17 protein-coding genes are annotated in these 24,558 nt (G+C 57.1%); 6 read left to right on the forward strand and 11 right to left on the reverse strand.

The features are described 5' to 3' along the window. Positions 1-6: 6 nt before the first annotated feature. The 8 genes from J2I47_RS10510 to J2I47_RS10545 form a co-directional block, all read right to left on the reverse strand. Positions 7-3,333 carry a VCBS repeat-containing protein gene (locus J2I47_RS10510; protein ID WP_207364531.1) on the reverse strand — a complete coding sequence of 1,109 codons (3,327 nt, stop codon included), beginning with the start codon at positions 3,331-3,333 and terminating at the stop codon, positions 7-9. After that, a complete protein-coding gene (locus J2I47_RS10515; protein ID WP_207364532.1) occupies positions 3,330-4,754 on the reverse strand; it encodes a glycoside hydrolase family 125 protein in 1,425 nt (474 codons plus the stop codon). The genes J2I47_RS10510 and J2I47_RS10515 overlap by 4 nt, the downstream gene beginning before the upstream one ends. A 109-nt stretch (positions 4,755-4,863) precedes the next feature. Next, on the reverse strand, positions 4,864-6,000 hold the full coding sequence (locus J2I47_RS10520; protein ID WP_207364533.1) for a glycoside hydrolase family 76 protein: 1,137 nt from the start codon (positions 5,998-6,000) through the stop codon (positions 4,864-4,866). 341 nt (positions 6,001-6,341) lie between these two features. Beyond that, positions 6,342-7,466, reverse strand: coding sequence for a SusE domain-containing protein (locus J2I47_RS10525; RefSeq protein ID WP_207364534.1), 1,125 nt, complete (start codon positions 7,464-7,466; stop codon positions 6,342-6,344). A gap of 232 nt (positions 7,467-7,698) precedes the next feature. After that, a complete protein-coding gene (locus J2I47_RS10530; protein ID WP_207364535.1) occupies positions 7,699-9,318 on the reverse strand; it encodes a RagB/SusD family nutrient uptake outer membrane protein in 1,620 nt (539 codons plus the stop codon). A gap of 102 nt (positions 9,319-9,420) precedes the next feature. Then, positions 9,421-12,870 carry a SusC/RagA family TonB-linked outer membrane protein gene (locus J2I47_RS10535; protein WP_207364536.1) on the reverse strand — a complete coding sequence of 1,150 codons (3,450 nt, stop codon included), beginning with the start codon at positions 12,868-12,870 and terminating at the stop codon, positions 9,421-9,423. Between the two features lie 188 nt (positions 12,871-13,058). Beyond that, the gene (locus J2I47_RS10540; RefSeq protein WP_207364537.1) at positions 13,059-14,060 is read right to left on the reverse strand and encodes a FecR family protein; all 1,002 of its coding nucleotides are present in this window, start codon (positions 14,058-14,060) and stop codon (positions 13,059-13,061) included. A gap of 219 nt (positions 14,061-14,279) precedes the next feature. Then, a complete protein-coding gene (locus J2I47_RS10545) occupies positions 14,280-14,969 on the reverse strand; it encodes an RNA polymerase sigma-70 factor (protein ID WP_207364538.1) in 690 nt (229 codons plus the stop codon). A 220-nt stretch (positions 14,970-15,189) separates the two neighbouring features. Between J2I47_RS10545 and J2I47_RS10550 the strand changes: the two genes are divergently transcribed. Then, the gene (locus tag J2I47_RS10550; RefSeq protein ID WP_207364539.1) at positions 15,190-17,172 is read left to right on the forward strand and encodes a patatin-like phospholipase family protein; all 1,983 of its coding nucleotides are present in this window, start codon (positions 15,190-15,192) and stop codon (positions 17,170-17,172) included. Between the two features lie 28 nt (positions 17,173-17,200). Here the strand turns inward: J2I47_RS10550 and J2I47_RS10555 are convergent, their stop codons facing one another. Beyond that, positions 17,201-17,953 carry a hypothetical protein gene (locus J2I47_RS10555; RefSeq protein ID WP_207364540.1) on the reverse strand — a complete coding sequence of 251 codons (753 nt, stop codon included), beginning with the start codon at positions 17,951-17,953 and terminating at the stop codon, positions 17,201-17,203. Between the two features lie 101 nt (positions 17,954-18,054). Beyond that, complete coding sequence (ruvC, locus tag J2I47_RS10560) at positions 18,055-18,648, reverse strand: crossover junction endodeoxyribonuclease RuvC (protein WP_207364541.1); 594 nt, start codon at positions 18,646-18,648, stop codon at positions 18,055-18,057. Positions 18,649-18,680: 32 nt separating this feature from the next. Here ruvC and J2I47_RS10565 point away from each other — a divergent pair, with 32 nt between their 5' ends. After that, positions 18,681-19,667 carry a lysylphosphatidylglycerol synthase domain-containing protein gene (locus J2I47_RS10565; protein ID WP_207364542.1) on the forward strand — a complete coding sequence of 329 codons (987 nt, stop codon included), beginning with the start codon at positions 18,681-18,683 and terminating at the stop codon, positions 19,665-19,667. A 205-nt stretch (positions 19,668-19,872) separates the two neighbouring features. Continuing rightward, positions 19,873-20,610, forward strand: a complete 738-nt coding sequence (locus J2I47_RS10570) for a sulfite exporter TauE/SafE family protein (protein ID WP_207364543.1) — start codon at positions 19,873-19,875, stop codon at positions 20,608-20,610. Positions 20,611-20,792: 182 nt separating this feature from the next. Here J2I47_RS10570 and J2I47_RS10575 read toward each other — a convergent pair whose 3' ends face one another. Further along, positions 20,793-21,311: a pyridoxamine 5'-phosphate oxidase family protein gene (locus tag J2I47_RS10575; protein ID WP_207364544.1), complete on the reverse strand. Its 519-nt coding sequence runs from the start codon at positions 21,309-21,311 to the stop codon at positions 20,793-20,795. Between the two features lie 189 nt (positions 21,312-21,500). Between J2I47_RS10575 and J2I47_RS10580 the strand changes: the two genes are divergently transcribed. The 3 genes from J2I47_RS10580 (at position 21,501) to J2I47_RS10590 (ending at position 24,408) form a co-directional block, all read left to right on the forward strand. Then, the gene (locus J2I47_RS10580; protein WP_207364545.1) at positions 21,501-22,628 is read left to right on the forward strand and encodes a glycosyltransferase family 2 protein; all 1,128 of its coding nucleotides are present in this window, start codon (positions 21,501-21,503) and stop codon (positions 22,626-22,628) included. 111 nt (positions 22,629-22,739) lie between these two features. Beyond that, positions 22,740-23,417 (forward strand): polysaccharide deacetylase family protein, encoded by a 678-nt coding sequence (locus J2I47_RS10585; protein WP_207364546.1) that lies wholly within the window; start codon positions 22,740-22,742, stop codon positions 23,415-23,417. Continuing rightward, entirely contained in the window at positions 23,410-24,408 is a 999-nt protein-coding gene (locus J2I47_RS10590; RefSeq protein WP_207364547.1) for a glycosyltransferase, read from the forward strand. The genes J2I47_RS10585 and J2I47_RS10590 overlap by 8 nt, the downstream gene beginning before the upstream one ends. The last annotated feature ends 150 nt before the right edge of the window (positions 24,409-24,558 follow it).

The following is a 24,558-nucleotide window of genomic DNA, read 5'->3' on the forward strand; positions in this document are numbered from 1 at the left end:
AGCGCTTCACCTGTCGAAGCTACTGGTTAAAACCCGCGCCGGGCCGTTATTTACCAGCATGAGCACCCCCAATTTACCACCCGCCAGTTGAATGGGTTTCAGATCGCGGACTTCGCCGGGGACGTTCAGGTGTTTTAGCAGGGCCAAATTACCGCCTTTCCCCACCCGAAACAGCGTTGGCAGCAGGGCATCATAGGCCCCTTCATACGGCTGCACACCCCGAAACCCACTCCCCACCAGCAACCGGCCACCCGGCAGCGACAACCCGCACAGCAACGGTCCGGTTTGGGCGTCGGCGGGCAGCGGTTGCAGGGTCAGTTGCCCATTGTTCATTCGTAACAGGCACGAGGCCAGCGTTTTTACCTCCAGGATACGGGCGTTACCCAGCGCAGGGCCAAACAGGTCGTCGATGGAGATACCGGCGTCGCGGTAGCGGAGATTTTTCTTCTTCAAATACGGCAGCCGCTGCTCTAGTTTGTCTTTGCCCAAAAACGGATAATACGTCCCGTTGTGGGCCACCGCCAGCAGCCCATCGGTCTCGCCGTTTTGGTCGGGGTCGGCCAGGTAGTAGCGCAGTGGGTACGCTATCGAGGCGCGGAGCTTGCTGTTGAGGCCCCAGTTACCGGCCACAAAATCACCGTTAGGGAGGGGCGTCAGGCAGGTCCAGAGGCCTGTAGGCAATGTAGAAGGCACTTTTTTCAGCTGACCATGCTCATTAAGCAACAACGTCGGGGCCATCCACTCCCCCACCACCAGCAGGTCGGGCCAGCCGTCGTGGTTGGGGTCGCAGAAACGGGCATCGGTCACCAGGCCCAGCACCAGTGGTTCGGGTGTGAACCGGGCCTTGCCAGACCTGCCCCCATTACGGAGCAGCACCGACGTAGGCGTGGCCCCGTAGAGCCGGGCATTGGTACGGCCACCCACAAACAAATCCAGGTCGCCATCACGGTCAATGTCGGCGGCGCGGACGCAGCTTTTTGTTTCGGGCAAATCGGGCAGATCCACGGCTTTGGTGAACGTGCCCGTGCCGTTGTTCAGATACAGCCGGTCGTTGAGGCGGGCGTCGTTACCGTAGGCTTCATTTCCCCCGCTTGCCACATACAGGTCCAGGTCCCGGTCGTTATCTACGTCAAAAAAAAGGGCATCTACGGCTTCAGCAGTGTTTTCGGCAAAAAGGGTTTCGTTGGTGGGCACAAACGTCCCCGTTTGGGTCTGCACCAGCAACGCCCCCGGCTGCCCGGCAGCACCACCCAGAAACACATCGTCAAGGCCATCGCCGTTTACATCACCCACGGCGGCTTTGGGTCCCTGCGTCGAGAGTTTGTGGGGAATAAACGGGTTGACAGCAAAGTCGTTATACGCGTTTTCGTGATGCGTCCAGGGGAGAATTATGGGAGAGTTGGAGGAAGGGGAGGAAGGGGTGGTAGAGGTGGTAGAAATGGTAGAGATGCCATCACTCAAAGTGATGGCATCTCTACCATTTCTACCACCTCTACCACCCCTTCCTCCCCTAGCCGCCGACCACACAACCCGCAACATCCCCGCCTTCACGCTACGCAGCACTTGCCAGCGCCCGTCCGGCCAGGTAACAAGCAGACTATCGACCATTTTACGTTTGCCTAAACCAACGTGCAACGAACCGGCAGTGGCCGACTGGAACCCGCGCGTAAACTGCTGACTTACCCGCTGATGCTGCCTACCGGCCCAAACATCGACCCGCACCCCCACGCCAAACGGGTTGCCGGGCGGGCCAACGGGCGAGATGCTCAGCGCGGCCTGTGTTGGCATCCGGTTTTCCAGCACCACGGCAGGTTCATTCACGCGGTTTATGGCCAGGTCCAAATCACCGTCATTATCGAGATCGGCGTAGGTGGCCCCGTTGCTGAGCGTGGGGCGTTGAAACACATCACCCGACGCGTTGGCCTGACTCACAAAACCGGTGGGCGTATTCAGAAACAGGCAGTCGGGCACCTTACCGTCGGGCATTTCGCCAATCAGCGCAACCCCTTGCTTATTCTGCCCCGCCCGGTGCGCAAACCGACTGAAATCCAGATCGTTGGTACGACGCTGAATACCATTGGCAACGAACAGATCTTTCCGCCCGTCGTTGTCGAAATCGGCCAGCAGCGGCGACCAGCTCCAGTCGGTAGCGGCCACGCCAAGCTGCAGGGCGCGGTCGCTGAACGGTAGTGGCTGCCCGGTCTGGTCGTTGCCCAGGTTGGTCTGCAGCGTATTGCGCGACACCTGATACTGAAACCCAAAGCCCTGCTTGAAGTCGTAGACGTCGGCCTCATCGTCGCCCGCCGAAGCTTTCAACACGCGGGGGTCGGTGGGTAACATATCGGCCACGATCAGGTCGGCGCGGCCATCGTTGGTGTAATCGGCCAGGTCAACACCCATCGAAAAACGGCTGTGATGGGCCAGCACCATCTGTCCCACTTCCCTAAACCGTGGCCCGGCCCGCCGCGCCGAGTCGCCCCGGTTCAGGTACACATAGTCGTGTTCGCGGAAATCATTGCCCACGTAGATATCGTCCCAGCCGTCCCCGTTCAGATCACCCACGGCCACGCCCAACCCAAACGCCATGCCCGACCGGAATATGCCCGCCGTTGCCGATACGTCGACAAATTGCTTCTCCGCCTCATTAACGCGGTTTTCGTACAGCCGATCACCCGATTCGGCATCAACCGTCAGCCGGTCGCGCGCGTCGCGGTAGTCGTCGCGGAGGTTGGCGGCATGGTTGAGCAGAAAACAATCGAGGTCGTTGTCGTGGTCATAATCGAAGAACACGGCCTGGGTGCTATGCCCCTGAAACGCCAGCCCGTATGACAACGCCGCTTCCCGAAATTGCCCGTTCCGCTGGTTCACCCACAGCTCGTTTCGCGAGGACAGCCGCCCCGGCAGGTTCACGCCACAGACGTAGATATCCAGCCAACCATCGGCGTTCACGTCGGTCAGGGTCACGCCGGTGTTCCAGTCTGAGTGGCCCGCTACGCCCGCCTTTTCGGTCACGTCGTCGAACCGTAGCTGCCCTTTGTTGAGCAACAGCCGGTTCCCGCCACGTCTATTCGCGGTAAAAAACAGGTCGATTAGTCCGTCGTTGTTTAGGTCGCCCGCCGCCACGCCCCCACCGTTGTAGAAATACGGGTAGGTTAGAATATTCAGCGAATCCGTATCGTGAACGGTGTTTTGAAACGGCAGCAGGTGTTCGAGAAATTGTGGGGGCGTAGGGTGGCAGGAGATGAGGAAATGTACAATGAATAATGTACAATGTACAATGTTGCCTACTCTAGAGCAGTTACGCTGGCGTAAGTAACATTGTTCATTATTCATTGTACATTAAGAAGCCCCCGCCGTTCGTTGAAGGTCTTCAGGATCAGTTCGCCGAAGATGGTGTTGGCCCAGGCAAACCACTTGCGGGTAAACTTGCTCACGTCGTCTTTGTGAAAGGCTTCGTGCATAAAGCCCGTGCCCGCATTCACCTTTTGCAGCGTCTGAATGCACTGTTTTATTTCGGCGTCATTGGTGCTCGTCAGGCCCCGGATAATAATACTCAGCGGCCAGATCATGTCTACCCCCACGTGCGGCCCGCCGATGCCTTCGCCTGCTTTTCCCTTGAAGAAAAAGGGGTTCTCGTCGCTCAGGAGCATTTTCCGGGTGTTCTGGTACACCGGGTCAGTGGTCGGCACAGCACCCAGGTACGGCAGGGCCAGCAGGCTCGGCACGTTGGCATCGTCCATCAAATTATACGAGCCATAGCCGTTCACTTCGTAGGCGTACACCTTCCCGAATTTGGGGTGCGTGGTGGTGGCGTGCTGCTTCAGGGCGGCATCTACCTCGTTAGCCAGCGCCCGTGCCTCAGCGGCCAGCGGGGCGTTCACCTTCATGGCCGTGAGCAGTTCGGCCATCTGCCGAAGTGAGGTGACGGCAAAGAAATTCGACGGGATCAGGTACGGGTAAATCGTGGCGTCGTCGGAGGGACGGAACATCGAGCAGATCAGGCCGTTGGGTTTGGCGGGGTAGCCGTAGCCACCCAGCGGCACACCATCCGTGGCCCAGGCCGTGCGCCGTTCAAACTTATACGGCCCTTTACCCGTCTTGCGCTGCTGCTCACGGAAAGTCTTCACTACCGTTTGCATGGCGGCCTGCCAGTCGGCATCCAGCGGGGTGGTGTCGCCGGTGGTTTTCCAGTAATGGTACGCCAGCCGGATGGGGTAGCAAAGACTGTCGATCTCCCATTTGCGCTCGTGGAGACCGGGTTTCATGTCGGTCTGGTCGTCTTTCCACTCACCTACTTTTGACTGGTCTTTGTAGAACGCGTTGGCGTAGGGGTCATAGCTAATGTTTCGCGCCTGCCGCCGAATAACCCCTGCCACAAGCTGCTGAAGGGGTTTATCCTGTTTCATCAGGGGCAGATACGGCCACACCTGCGCCGTAGAATCACGCAGCCACATAGCATCAATATCACCGGTGATGACGTACGTATCGGGCTTGCCATTGACCATCGAATGGTCGACGGTGGTGTCGAGCGTGTTGGGAAAGCAATTCTCAAACAGCCAGGCCAGTTCAGGGTTATTAATTCCTTTCTTCACGGCGGCAATCGTCTGCTCTACCGCCTCCGACCGGAAATTGCGTTTACCCACCACCTCGCGTACTACGGGAAAATCGGCGGCGGTTTTACCAAAAGAAACCGGCCCGGCCGCCAGTGCCGCCGTAGTGAGGGCCGTGTGCTGTATAAAGGTGCGTCTGTTCATAAGGAAGGATTTGGGATTTTGGATTGCGGATTTCGGATTGTTGCTTACGCCAGAGCACGTTTACTCTGGCGTAAGCAACAATCCGAAATCCGCAATCCAAAATCCCAAATCATTTTAATCTCGTCATGGCTTCCAGCAGCGTGGCGCCGCTGAGTTGGGTGGTTAGTTCGGCTTTGCCGTTGGTGGGGCGGTTGGCCCAGTTGGGGCCAAAGACAACCTGGGGTTTTTGAGTGCCGCTGCGCCAGAGCGTTTCGGCGTTGGTTGTCAGGAAATTAACATAGTTGGTACGCGTAGCCGCGGGCACGGCGGGTTCGGTAGCCAGCAGGGTTAAATACCGCACCAGCACGGCCTTAAATAATCCCCCGTCGCCGTTGCCTTCGTCTTTCAGCAAACCCGACCCCGATAAATTGGGATCGGCCAGGGTAAAATTAGCGGTCCTGATCGCATCATTCAGGTATGCCTCGTTTTTGGTGGCGCGGTACAGTTCCAGTCCCGCGCCGATGACCAGGCCCTGGTTGTAGGTGAATTTCCAGGTGGTGTTGGTTTTGCCGTCGTTGTCGCTGTTGATGCCGTCATAAACAAAGCCCGTGGCGGGATCGACAAGCGTTTTCAGTTGCCAGTCGTAGATCTTTTTGGCCCAGTCCAGGTCTGTTTGGCGGTTCAGGCGCTGGTAAAGGCGGGCGGCCAGAATGATGGCGGGGCCGTTGGCAGGCGTATTTTTGTAGTACCGCTGCCCCTTGCGCCAGGCAATGCCGCCGCCCATGGTGTCGTTCCAGCCGAGCTTAATATCGTCCCAAAGTGTCTGCGCCACGTCGAGCCATTTTTTGTCGCCGGTGGCGTCGTAGGCCCGGAGCGTGGCTAGTGCGTTCCAGTCCATGTCGTCGTAATACTCATTCAGGAAGGTGTTGCCGTTTTTGATCGGCACTCCGCCGTACCAGTCGTTCATCAGCGAGAGGTAGCGGTTGTCTTTGGTGCGTACGTAGGCATCTACCAGCACGTCGAGAGCGTGGGCCTGTGGCCAGTAGTTGAATTTGGTACTGCCACTGTTAGTCTCGTTGAAATAGCGGCCACCGCTGTTGTAAAACTGCTGGATCAGGGCCTGACTGCTGCTGTCGGCAATGACGGTCCAGTTAAACACATACGGTTTGGTAACCGGACCGGCACCCTGCCCGATGCTGTTGTCTTTGCAGGCCATCACCAGCGGGAGGGCCAGGAGGAAAAGCGATTTTCTGTTGAGATTTTTCACGTTGTATAGCACGAATCAACCGTTGAGAAGATACACTAAACGCCCGAAACAAGGCCGGGCGCTCAGTTGGTAATCCTAACCTATGAAGAAAAGTCAGTGTCTGGGGTTTGGTTGTTTGTGTGTTTGTGAGTGGCTTCGCACTCTAGGTTGCTGTCGCATAGCCCTTCGACAAGCTCAGGGTGACAACGATCTTGAATTAACTCAAGAACCTATTGTAGTGCCCTGTCACCCTGAGCCTGTCGAAGGGCTATGCGACAGCAACCCATAGCGCGAAGCCACTCACAAACACACAAACAACCAAACACTCAAACAACCCAACACACAAACCCCTACCCTCGCTCCTATTTCACCGTCACCTTATGAAAATACGGTCCGGTGGGGGCGAGTGATACGAGTATGTCTACCTTACTGCCATCAACGGCGCCGTTGAATTTGTAGGAGTAATCCCACTGACTTTCGCCGATTGACTGGAGGTAGAAATAGCTGGCCGGGCTGTTGGCGTCGGCGCGTTGGTTGTCTGAATTGCTGCTACCCAGCCACTCGTAGGCATCTTTCCCGTCGGCACCTACCACCGTCAGGCGGAATTTGTAGCGTTCTTCCTTGCCCCAGGGTACCGCCGGGAAGTCAATTTTGGTGTTGGCCAGCGTCCAGGTGCCGTTGCCGGTGTAGGGTAGCTCGAAGCGCACGGCATTATCGTTGCTGTACCACAACCCCACCGATTTGATCTCGGTCAGGCGGGCGGCGGCGTTGTTGAAATCGAGGTAGATGCGGTACACTTTGGCAGCACCGGTCACGGTCGTCGTGGCGTTCTCTTTGATGTTCGTGCCTTCCACGTTAAATGTCTTGGCGGTGCCGGTGGTGCGGTCCACAAACTTATACGTGCCGGCCTTCAGCGACGTATAGACCTCAAATTCGCCGGGTTTCACGCTTTTTAGCTTAATCGCTTTCGTCACGTCGGCACCTGCTTCGGTGGCGTCGCCCGTGAGGTACACCTCTGAGGGGATGTCGGTAAAACCGGCGGGGCGCTCCAGTTGAATGAGCCGCGACTGTCCTGCCTGCTTCACGTTGATACCCCGCGAGGCATTGACGGTCCACTTCAGCTTACCCACACCCAGCGAACCAATACCCGCCAGGGCGGCAATTTTATTAAGGTCGCGGTGCGCAATGGTGGCTTTGTTTTGCACCCCGTTCTGGTCGGAAGCCATCTTGTAGATAGGCTTCGAGAAGTCACCGGTTTCTTTGTCGAACACCACTTCATACAGTACGAGCGTACCATCTTCTGCGCGGGCCTGATCCCACTCAAAAACCACCGCCGCGGCCGTGGCGGGCAGCAGTTTCACCGATTGATTGTCGTTGGGCGAAAAGAACGACTTCACGTCGCTGATATTCGTGTTGATGTCCCGACCGGGTTCTTTGCACTGCGTCAGCAGGCCCAGTAGGCAGAGGAGGAGAAGTAGTTTTTTCATGGGAAGTTTTGAGTTTTGAGTTTTCAGTTGCTTCGCGTGTGGTGGCTTCGCGCGTCGGGCCCTTCGACTAGGCGTCCCCGACAGGCTCAGGGTGACAACGACTTTGAGTCAAGTCAAGAAGATCGCCACAGTGGCCTGTCACCCTGAGCCTGTCGGGGACGCCTAGTCGAAGGGCCCGACGCGCGAGGCCACCACACGCGAAGCAACTGAAAACTCAAAACTCATTTAAGATTTACCATTTAGGATTTTGTGACAGGTTTTGATTGAGGTCTCGCTCGATCTGGGGAATGGGCCAGAGGTATTGTTTGTCTTTGTCGAAGTTGCGGCGGTCCACGCGGGCGTAGCCGTTGTCAACGGTGGGGTCGCCGAATTTGGCACCGTGGGCAAAGCCGTTGAGTACTGTTTCGGCAATGCGCCACCGCCGAATGTCAAACACCCGCAGGCCCTCCATAGCCAGTTCTACGCGGCGCTCCCGCCGAACGGCCTCACGCAACGTAGCCTGCGTAGCCCCCGTGGGGAAAGTCAGCGCGGCCGCATCCGTGAAGCCCGCCCGCCGACGTAGCGCGCCAATGGTTTTGTCCCAGATGGCGGCGGTCAGTTGGCCCTGTTCGTTCTTGGCTTCGGCATACATCAGCAGCACGTCGGCATAGCGGATCAACATCAAATCCAGCCCCGACTGGAATGAGGCGTTGGCCGTGGGGTCGTAGTATTTACGGACGTAATAGCCGGTGGTTGAGGCGTTTTGCTTGCCAAACTCGTTCCGCGCATCGGTGTTGGCGGGGGTTGAACCGGGCTTGATGTAGATCGTGGTGGTGGTGCCATCGGCCTTTTTCCACTGGTAGCCGTCATACACAATCGTGGCCGTCAGGCGTGGGTCGCGGTTGGCGTAGGGCGTTTTTTCGCTGAAACCAGACCCCGCTTCCGTGATGGCTTTTCCGTTGGTGGTCAGGTAGCTATCCACCAGTTCCTGCGTAGGGGCAATGTTGTTTACCCGGTCGCCGATGCTGATGGGCACAAAGTCGCGAAAGTTGCCGTGGGTGCGTGTCTCCGGCGCAAAACCCAGGCTCAGGATACTCTCCTGACTGTTTTCGTTTTGCGGCAAAAACAGTCCTTCATAGCTTGGAAACAGGCCGTAGGTACCGTTGGCGGTGTTGTCGATCAGTTGCTCACAAGCCGTAGCCACCTCGGCCCAGCGACTTTCGTAGAGCAGTGCCCGCGCCTTGAGCGCAATGGCCGCTCCTTTGGTGATGCGCCCTTTGTCGGCGGCAGCATACTGCACGTTGGTAGGCAGGTTGGCCGCGGCAGCATCCAGTTCGGCCAGCACAAACGCCAGCACGTCGGCGCGGGGAGTGCGGGCCACCGTGCGCGATTCCTCGATGCTGATGTCTTTGGTAAACAGGGGCACGTCGCCATACCAGGTCATCAGCTGGAAGTAATGAAATGCCCGAATAAACCGCGTTTCGGCAATAATCCGTGCTTTCAGTGCCGCATCGATACTCGGAATCCGGTCGATGTTACCGAGCAGGATGTGGGTGGTTTTGATGCCGCCGTAGTGAAAATCCCATTCGCCTTTGATGCGCCCCAGGGCCGGGTCATAGCTGCCGCGCGCAATGGAGTTGGCCCCCTGGAAATCGCCCAGTTGGTTGTAGGCATTGTCGGAGAGGGCGTCGTTGGCAAAAAACAGATCGGCCGTAAACATGCCCGAATAAGCCGTGTTCAGCACCGTCAGCGCCCGGTCGGCGCTGGTCCAGTAGGTGGCTTCGGTAAAGCGGTCGGTGGGTGCCAGATCAAGGTCTTTGCACCCCCCCAGCCACAGCGCCGCCGCCAGTAGGGTTATGTAGGTTGGTTTCATATAGTTTAATGCACAATGTATAATGAACAATGTACAATGGCTGGCGCAAGCCTACTCTCTAGTTAACCATTGTACATTGTTCATTATACATTGTTCATTTAGTTAAAAGGATATATCCACGCCCAGGCCGTTGAACTTTGGGTTGGGGTATACCCGGCCCGAGTTGACGTTGCCTCTGGTGCTGTTTAAACTGTTATCAAATTCGGTGGCTTCGGGGTCGATGCCCACCTGCATTCGGGTCAGCGTGATCAGGTTTTGACCCGTGTAGTAGATGCGGAACCGGCTCACGCCCAGCTTGTTGGTCAACCGACCGGGTAGGGTGTAGCCTATTTGCAGGTTCTTCAAACGGGCGTAGGCGGCATCCTGCAAAAACCGGTCTGATCCCACGCCCCAGTTGTTGCGCGACGCCCCACCCAGCGTGAGGCGCGGGTAGGTGGCGTTGGGGTTGGTGGGGGTCCAATAATCGGTTTGGTGCTTGAAAATGGCATCCTGATACGGCCCGTGGAAGGCTTCAACGGCCTCACCCCGCAAAAACAGCGACCGCTGCCCTACGCCCTGCACAAACACGTTGACGTCGAACCCTTTCCAGCCCACGTTGTAGGTGATGCCGTAGGTGTAGCGCGGAAACGGGTTACCCAGCACCACGCGGTCGGCCTCGTCAATAACGCCGTCGCCGTTTTGGTCTTTGTAGCGCACGTCGCCGGGGCGCAGGTCGCTTTGCGACACAAACGAGTGGCGCGGCTCGGTCTGGATCTGCTCCAGGTTCTGGAGGTAGCCGTTGCTCTGGTAGCCGTAGTACGACCGCACCGGCAACCCTTCGCGCAGGATGATAGCCAGTTCACCGATGTAGTTGATATTGGTTTTCCCATCCACCGACACCACCCGGTTTTTGCTGTCGGCCAGGTTGAGCGTCAGCGTGTGGCGCACCGGGCCGGTATTCTGGCGTAGCGTGGCGGCTAACTCCCACCCCTCGTTGCGCACCTGCGCTGCGTTGTAGTTGGGCACCGACCCGCCATATAGCCCCGGCACCGACGGCGTGATGAGGATATCTTTGGTCAGCTTGTTGAAATAATCGAGCGAGAACGTGACCCGGTTGCGCCACACCGACGCGTCGAGGCCGAGGTTAAACGTCTGTGCCCGTTCCCAGGTAATGTTCGAATTGGCCAGCGTCACGCCCGTACCGGCCACGCCTGCGTTGTTGAAGGCATAGGCGTTGGCGTAGTTGAAGTAGGTGCTCTGGTACTGGAAATCACCCACGTTCTGGTTGCCCAGCACACCGTAAGACGTTCGCAGTTTCCAGTCGCCAAACTGATCGCGGAAGCCACGGGCGAAAGGCTCTTCGGTAATGCGCCACGCCAGGGCTGCCGAGGGGAAGAAGCCCCAGCGGTTGGCCTTCGCAAACCGCGACGACCCGTCGTAGCGGAAGTTTACTTCGGCAATGTACTTATCGGCGAAACTGTAGTTGACCCGCCCAAACAGGCTGGAAAGAGCATTTTGGGCGGTACGCTGGTTTGAGTTGTAGGAGAAAGGCTGCACAATGGTCCGCGAGATATCGGTGCCCAAATCGTTATCAACATCCTTTTTGAAGAGGCCGTTTGCTTCCGATGTGAATCCTTCGTTGGATGCACCCACCAAGGCGGCGATGTTGCTTTTCCCAAACGTAGCGTCGTAGTTGGCAATAAGCTGCACGTTGGTAAACAGCGACTTGTAGGTCTCGTCTTTCACCGTGGCGGTGTTGTCGGTGCCCCCCACATAGGGCAGGTAGTTCACCGCCCGCCGGAACTCATACTGGTGGTTGCTGTTCAGTTCGCCGCCGAAAATGCCCCGTAGCTGGAAGCCCTTCGCCACTTCCCATTCCGCCGACACGTTGCCGTAAACATTGTCGTTGTCATATTTCCGGTAGCCACCCTGCTCCAGCCGCCCCAGCGGGTTGCTTTCCGACAAAATCGGCGAGAGCACGTAGCGACCCAGCGAATCGGTGATGGGGTAGGTCCGTGGCATCCGGGCGGCGTCCACAATCAGTACATCAGTGTTGAAAGCGTGTTCCTTGATCTCGTTGCGGGCGTAAGACAAAATGCCCGTGAACTTCACCCTGTCGATCTGATGCGTCAGGTTCATGCGGTAATTGTAGCGCTTCAGGCCGTAGTCGGGGCCTTTAAACAGGCTGTTCTGGTTCAGAAACCCCGCCGACACGTGGTAGGTTGTCTGCGCATTACCGCCCGACACGCTCAGGTTGTGGTTCTGCTGCGGAGCCTGATTTTTCAGGATTTCGGTTAAAAACCACGGGTAAGAACCCCGCTGCTGGAAAGCGGCAATCTGGTCGGGGGCAAACTGCGGGGGCAGGCCCGAATTTACCAGTGCCTCGTTTTTCAGCATCGCATATTCCCAGGCCTCTACCGACTTGCGTAGCAGCGTGGGGGTTTGGGCGCCATACGTTCCGTTGTAAGTGACGATGGTGCGGCCTGTTTTCGAGCCTTTCTTGGTCGTAATTAAAATTACCCCGTTGGCCGACCGCGACCCATAGATAGCGGCTGAACCGGCATCTTTCAACACCGATATGCTCTCAATATCCGACGGGTTAAGCACGTCGAGCGAGCCCGGAATACCGTCTACGATCACCAGCGGGCTGTTGTTGCCCAGCGTGCTGATACCCCGAATGTTGATGTTGAGCGGCGCCCCCGGCTCACCCGACCCCTGCTGCACAATCAGGTTGGGCGACACCCCCTGCAACGCCTGCGACATGTTGGTCACCGGTCGGCCTTCAATGGCCTGCTGCCCTACCTGATCCACTGCACCCGTGACCGAGGCACGGCGTTGGGTGCCGTAGCCTACCACCACCACTTCGCTCAGGGCTTTGGTGTCGGGAACCAGTTTCAGGTCGAAGGTGGTGCGGCTGCCTACTTCCAGTTCCTGCCTCACGTAGCCGATGAAGCTAAACACCAGCACCGACTGTGGCCCGGCCACGCTGAGCGAAAACCGGCCCTGATCGTTGGTGGTAGTGCCGTTGCTCGTGCCGCGCTCAATCACGCTCACCCCCACCAGCGGCCCGCCGTTTTCGTCAATTACACTACCCATTACGGTCTGCACCAGCCGGTCGGCGGCCACCGTCATGGTTGCCACGTCGCGTTCGGCAAGGCCAAACGTACCCGTAGTGCGCAACGACGACACGCCCCCGTCGATCAGCCGCTGCGGCAATTCGGTGGTGGGACGACTGTGGTCGGGCAGGATCGAATAATACTTGTCCGAGACCCGTTCCGAGCGCAGGCTCACGGGCTGTAGCAACCGCCGGAGCGTTTCGTCGAGATTGTTGGTCTGAGGCAGGTCGGCGCTGACCAGCTTGTTACGCACCAGGCGGCTTTCGTAGGTAAAGAAAACCTTGTGTTTTCGCTCTAAATCGGCCAGTACGTCGCCCAGTGGCCGTTGTCGACCCGCGCCGGGTCGTTCGAGCCGGTGCCGGGTGGAGGCCGTTTCCTGGCAAAACCCAGCTGTTTGCTGGCATAGTATCAGCGCAAACAAGCTGTAACTCAGTTGTCGATGGAGATATGGTTTCATACGCTTTTCGGAAGGGAGTCTTCTGTTCAGGGGTTTTCAGTTGGCTTTGCGCGTTGGCGTAACCCCCCGCCCTGAAGGGGGCCTGCTGGCGCAAGATCATGCCTGCGGCGAAGCTACAGATGCGCCAGCAGGCTCCCTTCAGGGCGGGGGGTTACGCCAACTGAAAACCCCTGAACGGAAAACTCCTTTTATTGCGGTTTCAAAATGACCCGGCCGGGCTGCCGCTCTACGGCGAGGTTATAGGATAGTGAAAGTGTGCGGAGTACTACGTTGAGGTCGTTGTTGGGCAGGGTGCCGGTCAGCTCACGGCGGGCCAGTTCGCGGTTAGGCACAATCACCCGCACACCGTAGAAATCCTGAATCCGTTCGGCTACCTGACTCAGCGGCGTGTCGGCGAAGACGAGGCGGCTTTGGCGGTAGGCGCCGGCGGCTTCAGGCACCGTGACCACCTTTCGTCGGATGGCCGTGTCGCCTTCGGCCAGGGTAGCCTGCTCACCGGGTTTCATCAGGAGTGGGTTGGCGGGCTGTCGGGGGCGAACCAGTTGCACCGACCCTTCGCTGAGCACCACTTCGGTACGGCGGCTGCGGGCGCTAACGTTGAATTTGGTGCCCAGCACCCGCACGTCGAGGTCGATGGTGTGGACCGTGAATTTATGGTCGCTGGTGGTGTGGCGTACGCTGAAATAGCCTTCGCCATCCAGCCACACCTCGCGGTCGCCGTTACCAAAGCCAAAGCGGGGCACGCGCAGCACCGAGTGGGCGTTGAGCGTCACGTCCGACCCATCGGCCAGTTGCAGGGTTTTGGTTTGGCCGTAAGGCGTTTCATAGCGGTCATAAGCCCAGCGGCCCCGCGTGAGGTAGCCCAGGCCAAGTACCAGCAACAGCGAGGCCGCAATGCTCAGCAACCACCGCGGCTGCCGCCAGACCGAGTTCTCACTAACCGTAAACACCGGTGCCGGACGGTGACGCGGATACGGCTGCCCCTGCATAAACTGCTCATACTGAGCCGTTGCTGTCTGCGTATCGGGTTCATATTGACCATGATCGGCTTCAAAGCGGGCCAGCAGCTGGTAATACACTTCCATGTTGCCGTCGGTACGGAGCCAGTCTTCTACCGCCTTTTTCTGGAGCGGTGTGGCCCGACCCGCAAACAGGTCATAGAGTGTACGTTCGATAGAGGGTCCGTTCATAAACAAACGATTGAGTAGCAGGCAGTGAAAAAGTCGGGAAGTTGATTAGAAGACAAGGCTGGGCAGGAAGACCCTATATCAGTTTTTAGTTTAGAGTTTTCAGTTGGCTGACGCGTGGCCCTTCGACAGGCTCAGGGTGACGGCGACGTTGAATTAACTCGAGAAGATTGTTCTATTGGCCTGTCACCCTGAGCCTGTCGAAGGGCCACGCGTCAGCCCCTAGGACGCGAAGCCAACAGAAGACTCCAAACTGAAAACTATAAACTGCCCTACGATCAGCGCCATCACAAATTCGGACCGGAGCATGTGGCGGAGGGTGTTGAGGGCGCGGCTGATGTTGGCTTCCACGGCTTTGACCGAAATACCCATTTCGGCGGCAATGTCGCGGTAAGGTTTTTGTTCGAAGCGCGACATCAGAAACGTGCGGCGGCATTGCGGGGGCAGGTCGGCAATGGTCTCGTTTATTTTCTGGTACAGCTCGTCGAACTGCACCATGTCGGCGGGCGTCTGGGTTTCGCTCGAAAACACGGGCGTGACCGAGTCGGGCAGGGCTTCGTCGGAATCGTTCTTGCGGCTCAGCTCCCAGCGCAGGTAGTTGTAGGACCGGTTGCGGACGGCCATAAACAGGTAGGCGCGGTAGGAGGTCGTAATTTTCTCGTATCCCTTGTCCGTCCAGAGCGCGCAAAACACCTCACCCACAATGTCTTCGGCCACTTCGCGCGAATACACAAACCGCAGGGCGTGGTTGCACAACAGCCGGTAATAACGCCGGAACAGCCAGGCACAGCCCGCCGAGGGGTCTGTCTGAAACAATTGGCGGGCCAGTACCTCATCGTCGAGCATAATGGGTGGCGGTGCGTCAGGGGCCAGTGCGCCGACAGGTAGTCGGTCGGGTAGCGGTTGGGGCATAACGAAGACTTGAGAGCGTAGTACAATTTACAGACAAGTTTGCACAGAACTACCCTACATCAGCAGTACGACAGAAGTTGAACAGGGAGGTTCTTTCAGGCGTGGGGCTACCCCGCTCTGTATAGGGTAGTGCCTCACCGTTTAATAAAGTAGCAGGGTCTGTGTTAGACAAATAGGTAACATTATCGCTGGTAATCAGCCTCCTAAACACCTATACCCTATGGCATCAGCAGCCGTGTTACCCCGATTTATTAACGCCGGCGAGGAGGTTGTCGCCGATTTGAACGAAGATCTACGGAAGAAAAACCAGAAGGCATTTTACGTATCAGACGTTACCGACCCCACCGGGAAATATCAGTATGTAGACCTGGTGCAGGAGGGGGGCGGGGTGCTGGGCATTGCCCTGCTGGGTTACACCTACGTACTGGAACGAATGGGCATCCGATTTCTGCATCTGGCTGGCACCAGTGCCGGAGCCATTAATACCATGATGCTCGCCGCCATTCAGTCTGAGTCTATCGACGAGATTAAATCACCGGTGGTACTCCATTACCTGAGCAGCAAAAAACTGTTCGATTTTGTCGACGGCCATCCAATTACCCGCTGGCTGATCCGCAACATTGTTGGTTACAAGGACTACGCCGCCAAGACCATCAATTCCATCCTATTTAGCCTGGTGGCAGGACTGTCTCTACTATTGGTGAGCAGTATGTTGCTTTGGCAAAGTTCAAAAAGTGTGCTCTGGCTATTGGTATGGGTGGTACTGGCCGTGGTATCGGGCTTAATCATATATGGTAAGAACCGCATCAGCGACGGCATCCTGAAGCAGTTTATGCAAAGCAAAGACTTTGTAAAAATGCTGTTGGGTACGTTGCTGCTCATTCTAACCTGCTCAGCTCTCCAGTTTTCGTTGGTATTAACCTATCACATTGCGTTGGAGGGGACCATACTGTTTGTGGTACTCGCCTTGTCTTTCTGGCGAACATTTACCGGTAAACACCTGCCTTTCATCCAGAACGCTATGGGGGGCGTGTTAACCATCGTGTTTATCCTCTGGGCCTTGAATCGCGCGGGAATAACCTTGACCCTGCTCTCTACCGCCGACACGCCCGGTACCCTGGCCCCCTATACCTTTTTATCTATAGCCGGGGTGTCGTTGTGTCTGTTCTTTATCTTGTTTATCGGCAGTGTGGTACTGTTTCTACTGGCCCGGTTCAACGGGAGTCAGTTTGGGGTTAATCCGGGCGAAAATTTCCGCGATTGGGTTACTGACCTGCTGCGCGACGGGGCCATTGAACAAACCGAGATCCGGGCCGACACTGGCACTACGGTAGTAATTCGCAACAACCCTAATCAGGTGGAAACCATGCGCGATTTTGAGCGTGTGATGAGCCAGCGCCCTACGTTGGTGTATCGGGGTAGCGACCCTACCATCAGCATCGACGACCTGATGAAGTACGACCCGGCCAACCCACCCGTCACGTTCATCACCGCCGAAATTGCCACCGAAAACAAGATTGAGCTACCCCGCATGTGGCCCCTGTTCTGGGCGTCGGAAAATAACGTCTGCCCCGCCGACTTTGTGCGGGCTTCTATGTCAATTCCGGTTTTCTTCGAAGCCTTTCGGGTGAAAAACATTCCCAAACGGCAAGGCCTCTGGCGCGATCTACTGGGCTATGACCGGTGTCTGCCCGACGACGCCGTGTTTATGGATGGGGGTATTCTGTCCAACTTTCCTATTAACATCTTCTACCGCCCCGACGTGAAAACGGCCCGCCTGCCAACCTTCGGTATCCGCCTCGACGACCGCGCCGCCACCACCAAATCATCCTTCGATTCGCTGGGGAGCCTGGTCATGAGCATGTTCAATACCTCGCGGTACTACTACGACAGAGACTTCCTGATCAAACACCCACAATATGCCAACTGCATTGGTGTAATCGACGTTCGTGAGTTCGACTGGCTAAATTTCAACCTCAGCAACGACGACAAGCTCAAGCTCTTCCGCAAAGGAGCAGAAACCGCTGCCCAATTCCTGCGCACATTCGATTGGAACGATTACAAAGCCAAACGCCAGGATTTCCAGAATGGTAAGGTGACGCCCCCCGCCACGCCCTTTACCATGCCCGCCCAGTATACGGCCACCGACGCCCGCCGCATATGGCCGAAGGAAACAGCAGTAAGTAATGGCAATAAGCAGTAGGTAGTGCCCACCCACACGCCCCCTCTCATCAACACACCCGCACAGCCACTAGATTGATTACCGCGTTGATGCACAGAGCCAGCCCAAACGACAGCCCGACGGAGAATTCGCGGAGGAAAAACGCTTGTAGAAACAGAAAAGTGGTAAACCCAAACAGGCCAATCATGATGCCACGCAGGCTCACAATGGCCCCGTTGCTTCCCTGCGACACGTGCGTAAACACCGCCAGAATAGACGTGATAATGGGAAACGGCGTGAGAATACCACTCCAGGTTGGCCCCAGCAAACGGGCCAGGGCAGTGATCGTGAGCATAAACAGCGTAGCCACCACCATCCTGATAACCAGATTATAAGGCAGTCGCCGGGGTTGTACCGACTGGTTGGTGGGCACGGGAAACAAGCGCAACGTCAGGGCCACGCAGGCCAGGACAATACCATAAACAACGGGCAGGCTCAGGTGGGTCTGGGTGAACAGCAGGGCTACCGACACGTAGACGGCATAAGCCATGGGCAAGGTCAGCCACCAGCTAAACCGGCGCGACAGCAGCGCGTAGCTGAGGCAGAACGCAATTAAGGACAGGATGCCCGTGAGAACGCCCGGCGCCGCCCGAATGCCGAAGGCCTTGCCCTGTTCCAGAATAAAAAATAAGAGAATCGGCCCGGCAATCCACGGCATGCTGGCAATGACGCCACCCACCTTATTGCCCCACCGCCGCCCCGCCAACGTAACCACCGCCATCACCAGCGGCATCAGGAGTAGCTTGGTGAGGAGAAGGGACATTGTGATTTACGACTTACGATTGACGAATTACGATTTTTGCTTTCGCCAGAGCAAGTTTGTGCGAAAGCAAAAATCGTAATTCGTCAATCGTAAGTCGTAAATCACATAATTCGATCCGCATTTTCGCTCGCAAACGCCCCCCAGGCACCTTTCTTGGTCGTTTTCGACGACCGGACGGGCAGGGCGTTTTCGTGGAAATGGTGGCAGACGGCGATGGCCAGCGCGTCGGTGGCGTCGAAGAATTCGGGGTTGAGGTCTACCTGCAACAGGTGCGCTACCATGTGCGAGACCTGCTCTTTGGCGGCATTACCGTTGCCCGTTACGGACTGTTTCACCCGGCGGGGGGCGTATTCCACGATGGGAATGCCCCGCGAAAGAGCAGCGGCCATCACCACCCCCTGCGCCCGGCCCAGCTTGAGCATCACCTGCACGTTTTTGCCAAAAAACGGATCTTCGATGGCCATCTCGTCGGGCTTGTGCTCTTCGATGAGGCGCACCATCGTTTCGTGCAGTTTCTGAAGCTTCTGCTGGTGGGTGGTATATTTGATGAGGTTGATCACCCCGTATTGCAACATCCGCATCACGCCCGCCCGAATCGAGATCACGCCGTAGCCCGCAATGCGGGTGCCGGGGTCGATGCCGAGAATGATTTTCTCCGGTACTTCAGGTTTGAGGACGTTTTTTTGCAGGGCCATGTATGCAAGGTAACGTTATCCAAACGCATTCGATGCCCGGACTAGCCAAAAAAACCACTTTCTGGGCCAAAACAGGCATCTTTTGTCTTCTTCTGGGCTTCATTGCCTACACACTTAAACACCAGGTTGTCGACTGGTCGGCCCTCGGCAGGCAGTTGCGCCACACCACCTGGACCTCGCCCTACGCGCTGACGCTACTGGTACTGGTGCCGCTAAACTGGACGCTGGAGGCCTTAAAATGGCAGTGGCTGGCCCGGCGTGTAGCGCCTTTGTCGTTTTCCGAAGCACTGGGTGGCGTACTGGCGGGACTATCGCTCGGCATGGCACTACCCGGCCTGGGCGACACCGCCGGACGGGTGCTGTCTATCAGAGGTACCACCGGAAACGGCAGCGAAGAAACACCCAACCGGGCGGGTGCCGTGGGGGCAGCCATGGTGTCGGGCGGGATGCAGTTTTATGTGGCCGTGGTAGTTGGGGCGGTAGCCTGGGCGGTACATCTGGCAAAAACCCCCGTTCGAAACACGCCCGGTGGGCAGGCCCTGCTGGCGCTGCTTGTAGTACTCAGTGCGGCGGGTGTGGTGCTCAATTTTTACCGAAACCGCTTTGTCGACTGGTCGGTGCGGTGGCCAAAAATAGGGCGTTACAACGCCTATTGGGCCATTATTGGACACTATAGCCATGCTGATATGGCCGTCACGTTCGGGCTGGCACTGCTGCGCAACGTCACGTTTTCGGCCCAGCTTTTTGCCGCCTTTCGGTTATATGGCATCACTCTCCAGCCGCTGGATCTGGCGGCGGGCGTGGGGGTTATTTTTCTGGTGAAAACCGTAACGCCTGCCTTCAACTGGCTGAGCGATCTGGGAGTACGTGAAGCCGCAGCCCTCTGGGTGCTCGCCCCCTATGCCCTGCCCGCCCCCCTGCTGCTCACGGCCACGCTTACGCTCTGGATCGTCAACATTCTGCTGCCCGTGGGGGTTGGGCTTTTAGTTATCAGCCAGGGAGTGATAAAGAAGTCGTAAGTGGGTTGTATAGGAGTGGCTTGGCGTGGGTTGGCCCTTCGACAGGCTCAGGGTGACAACGAACTTGAATCAACTCAGGAAAATTGTTCAATTGGCCTGTCACCCTGAGCCTGTCGAAGGGCACGACGCGCCAAGCCACTAAAGCGCCAAGCCACCAAAGCGCGAAGCCAATCCGCGCAACTCCTGTACAACTCCCCTAAACCCTATGATTGCACATTTGCTTCTTTTCCTGGCTGCTTTGTTGGGTGGCGGACTTAACGCCATTGCCGGTGGTGGCACCTTCCTCACGTTTCCGTCACTTACGTTTGCCGGGGTACCTCTGCTACAGGCCAACGCTACGAGTACAGTTGCCCTATGGCCGGGCTCAGTGTCGAGCGCCATTGCCCTGCGTCACGACTGGGCCACGTACAAAAATCGGCTGGTGGTGTGGCTGCTTATCAGCTTGCTGGGCGGACTAGCCGGGGCCTTACTGCTGCTCCGCCTCTCGCCCGATGCGCTGGGTAGAATCTTTCCTTATCTATTGCTGTCGGCCACGCTGCTCTTTGCGTTTCGGTCACGGCTGGAGAAGCGGGCCGCGGCCCCTAAACCGGTAGCAGGCTGGGTGCAGGGCATAGTACTGTTTATAGTTGCCGTGTATGGCGGCTTCTTCGGTGGGGGTATTGGTATCCTGTTTATGGCGGCGTTCAGCCTGCTGGGTATGCGTGACATTCACCATGCCAATGCACTTAAAACACTGCTGGTCAGCGTCATCAACGGCATTTCCATCGTCACCTTCATCATATCAGGTGTAGTGGTCTGGCCATTGGCACTCATTATGGTGGGCGGTTCCATCATTGGCGGCTACCTGGGTGCCCGCTTCGCCCGACGTATTCCCGCTGCCGCCCTCCGCATCGCCGTCATCACCATTGGGCTGGGGCTGACGGTGTATTTCTTTTTAAAATAGTGTGTAGGGAGTGGTGTGTGGCTTTGTGTGGGAGTGGCTTCGCGCATCGGGCCCTTCGACAAGCTCAGGGTGACAGGGCACTAAAACAATCATCCTAATTTGATTCAACGTCCCTGTCACCCTGAGCTTGTCGAAGGGCCCGATGCGCGAAGCCACTACAGCGCGAAGCCACTCCCTACCACTTACTTCGGTTCATCACCGAATTTCTCATTGCGGCCGGTTTTGTCCTGTTCGCCGGTGAGGGCTCCTTTCGCCATTTCAAAGAGCTTCATCATCTTACCACCCGGACGGTCCCAGTATTCACCACCATGCGGCGCCACTTTCACCAGACAAATGCGCGGATCTTCTTTGCCGCCGGGAAACCAGGTTTTCAGAAAATCGTCCCAAAGCTGATCGATTTTGGCCCGGTCTTTCACCACTTCGGCACGCCCCTGCACCGACACGTAGGTTTCAGAGCCGGGATCGGCGAAGCCAAGGGCTACGTTGTTATTGTTTTGAATCTCGGCAATCTTGTTGGAATCGTCGTAGGTGAAAAACCACATCGTACCGTCAGGGTCCATCTGGTGCGTAGCCATGGGGCGCGTGTGGAAATCACCATCGAGTTCCTGAGAGGTCATCATCGTGATCCGGATGTCTTTAATCTTGTCGCGAAGGAGATCGAGTTCCTGCGCTTTGAGGCCTGCGGTTTGTTGGGCTTGCATAAACTATAGTTTGTTTGACAATACCCTACCTAAACTGTGGATCAGTATACATCGCTGACAAAGACTGATTCAGCGGGAAAAGCAGGATTAATGTACAATGTTGCTTACGCCAGTGTACCAGAGACGCGTAAGCAACATTGTACATTGTACATTGCTCATTGTACATTAACCCTCCCCTATCTTGCCCGCATGATTTGGATACTCTGGGCCCTGGCCATTGCCTACGCTGCCATGACGCTGCTGCTTTGGCAAACCTGGCTGCGCATACCCCGCTACGTACCCACGCCGTTGCCAGACGCCCCCCTCCCCCGCCTGACAGTAGTTATTCCCGTCCGGAACGAAGCCACTACCTTACCCCATCTGCTTACCGACCTAAACGGACAGGATTACCCTCATTTTGAGGTTATTGTGGCCGACGACGCCTCGACCGATGCAACCGCTGACCTGGCCCGTACCTACGCCCAAACGGCCCGATACCCGCTCTCGGTGCTGTCGCTGCACGATGACCCGCTGGTGGCTTCACCCAAAAAACGGGCTATTGCCCAGAGCATCGCGCAGGCAACGGGGCAGCTCATTGTTACTACCGACGGCGACTGCCGGGTGGGGCCGCACTGGCTGGGGCTACTGGCTCGTTTTCAGGCCGAAACCGGGGCCAAACTCATCAGCGGTCCGGTAACGTTTACAACCAACCGTACTGTTTTTGGTCAACTGCAAACGGTAGAATTTGCCAGTCTGATTGGTGCGGGAGCGGCCACGATGGTGCTGAAAAATCCGACCATGTGCAACGGCGCTAACCTTTGCTACAGTAAATCGGTTTTTGAGGAAGTGAAGGGGTTTGCGGGTATCGACCAGGTGGCATCGGGCGACGATGAACTCCTGATGCACAAGATTGCGGCCAAATTTCCGGGGAGTGTACGGTTTTTGAAACACCCCGACGCGATTGTTGAAACAGGCCCCCACGCGTCGCTAAAGGCGTTTTATCAGCAACGCAAGCGGTGGGCGGGCAAGTGGCGGGCCTATTCGTCGCCCTTCCCGACGCTGCTGGCGGTGTTTGTTTTTCTGTGTAATCTGACGCCCGTCGCCGCGTTGGTGGGTGGACTGCTGGGCTATTTCCCGGCGAAAGCCGTGCTGGGCATTGTGGTGTTGAAATGGGTGCCCGAAGCCTTATTTTTGGGCGCGGTACTGCTCTTTCTGGGTAAGCGAAAGGCGCTGTGCTGGATTCCGCTTACCCAGTGGTTATATCCCTTTTACGTCGTCTTTTTCGGCCTCGCCGCCCAACGCCGCGGCTTTGTCTGGAAAGGACGGAAACTAAACTGATTTACGATTTGGGATTTACGAATTACGATTTATTGCTTACGCCAGAGCAGTCATTCGCTGGCGTAAGCAATAAATCGTAATTCGTAAATCCCAAATCGTAAATTCCTTCTCATGCCCCTATTCCTGCACAAGTCTAACTTCCTGTTTCGCACCGTGTATCCCGATTTCTGGTGGCGAATACCCGTGACCGACGGGCAGGACCCCACCATCTACCTCACCTTCGACGATGGGCCGATTCCGGGGGTGACAGAGTTTGTGCTGGGGCTGTTGGAGGAATACGCCGCGCAGGCCACGTTTTTCTGCATCGGCGACAACGTGCGCAAACACCGCGACGTGTTTTACAAGGTCATTGAGGCAGGGCACATGGTGGGCAATCACACCTTCAATCACCTCAACGGCTGGAAAACCCACGACGAGGTCTATTGGGCCAATATCCGCAAGTGCGAACGGCAAATGAACGTACCCACGCCGCTGTTCCGGCCACCCTACGGACGCATCAACAAAAGTCAGGCGGAGGGTATCCAGAATGACTACTCGGTAGTCATGTGGGATGTACTGACCGGCGATTTCGACCAGAGTTTATCACCCCAAACGGTGCTGCAAAAAAGCATCCAGTACACCGAGCCGGGGTCTATCGTGGTGTTTCACGATAGCGTTAAGGCCTGGCCAAATTTGCAGTATGTGCTGCCCCGCTACCTGGCCTATTTTGCCGAACTGGGCTACCAGTTTCGGGCGTTGCCGGTGAAGAAAAACGCCAGCCGCCCCCTCATTCTGCCGCGTTATGCCTGACCGGCCACAGGTGTCTGTTTTGGTGGCCGCACGAAACGAGGCCGCAACCATCGAAGCCTGTCTGCATGCCCTGACCGCGTTGAACGGCCCTGCTGGTGGTTATGAAGTTCTCATTGGCAACGACGCATCAACCGACGAAACGGCCCCAATTGTAGCCCATTTTATTGCCGACAAACCCCGTTTCCAGCTCCTGGACATTCCCCCCGGCGATACGACGCGCCTGAACGGCAAAGCCCGCGTACTGGCCGAACTTGCCCGCCACGCCACGGGCGAATTTCTGTTCATCACCGACGCCGACGTGCGCGTACCACCCACCTGGCTTACGGGTATGCTGGCCGAATTTGGACCGGAAACGGGCATTGTCACGGGCACTACGCTCGTGGCGGGACGGTCGATCTGGGCGCGGCTACAGGCGTTGGACTGGCTACTGGCATTTGGCCTCATCGAGGTAGCCACCAACCTGAAATGGCCCATCACCGGGTCGGGTAATAACATGGCCGTACGGCGTACCGCCTATGATGCCGTGGGTGGCTTCGGGGGACTGCCGTTTTCGGTGGTTGAAGACTACACGCTGTTCCAGGCCATCGCGGCAAGGGACTTCGGGTTTGGCCACCGCCTCCGGCCCGACGTTCTGGCCGAGACCTTGCCCCCACCAGACGCGGGGACCTTTTTACAACAGCGCAAGCGCTGGATGCGTGGGGCGTTTGCACTGCCGCCGTTGCTGTTGGGTGGCGTGCTGTTTCAGTACCTGCTTGTGCCTTTCCTGCTCCTGTTGGCCCTTTTTGCCCCGAAACTGGCCGCGCTGATCTACCTCGGCAAGCTGCTTTTCCAGACCGTAATCCTGTTCTGGACACTGGCCCGCACCAACCAGCAACGCCGCTGGCCCGACGTATTTTTATTCGAGCCGTACCAGGTTATTTCAGGCATTGCGTGCATGGTGTATTACCTGTTGCCGGGTCCGGTGCGGTGGAAAGGGCGAACGTATACATAGCGTGAAAGGTGGCTGCGCTAGTGTATAGAGGGCACGGGTTGGCTTCGCGTTGTGGTGTGGCTTCGCGCGTCGGGCCCTTCGACAGGCTCAGGGTGACAGCCCATCCTATGCAGTTCAGGTATGTTGATTCAAGTTCGTTGTCACCCTGAG

The organism is Fibrella rubiginis (assembly GCF_017353185.1).
In the GTDB taxonomy this organism is placed as follows: domain Bacteria; phylum Bacteroidota; class Bacteroidia; order Cytophagales; family Spirosomataceae; genus Fibrella; species Fibrella rubiginis.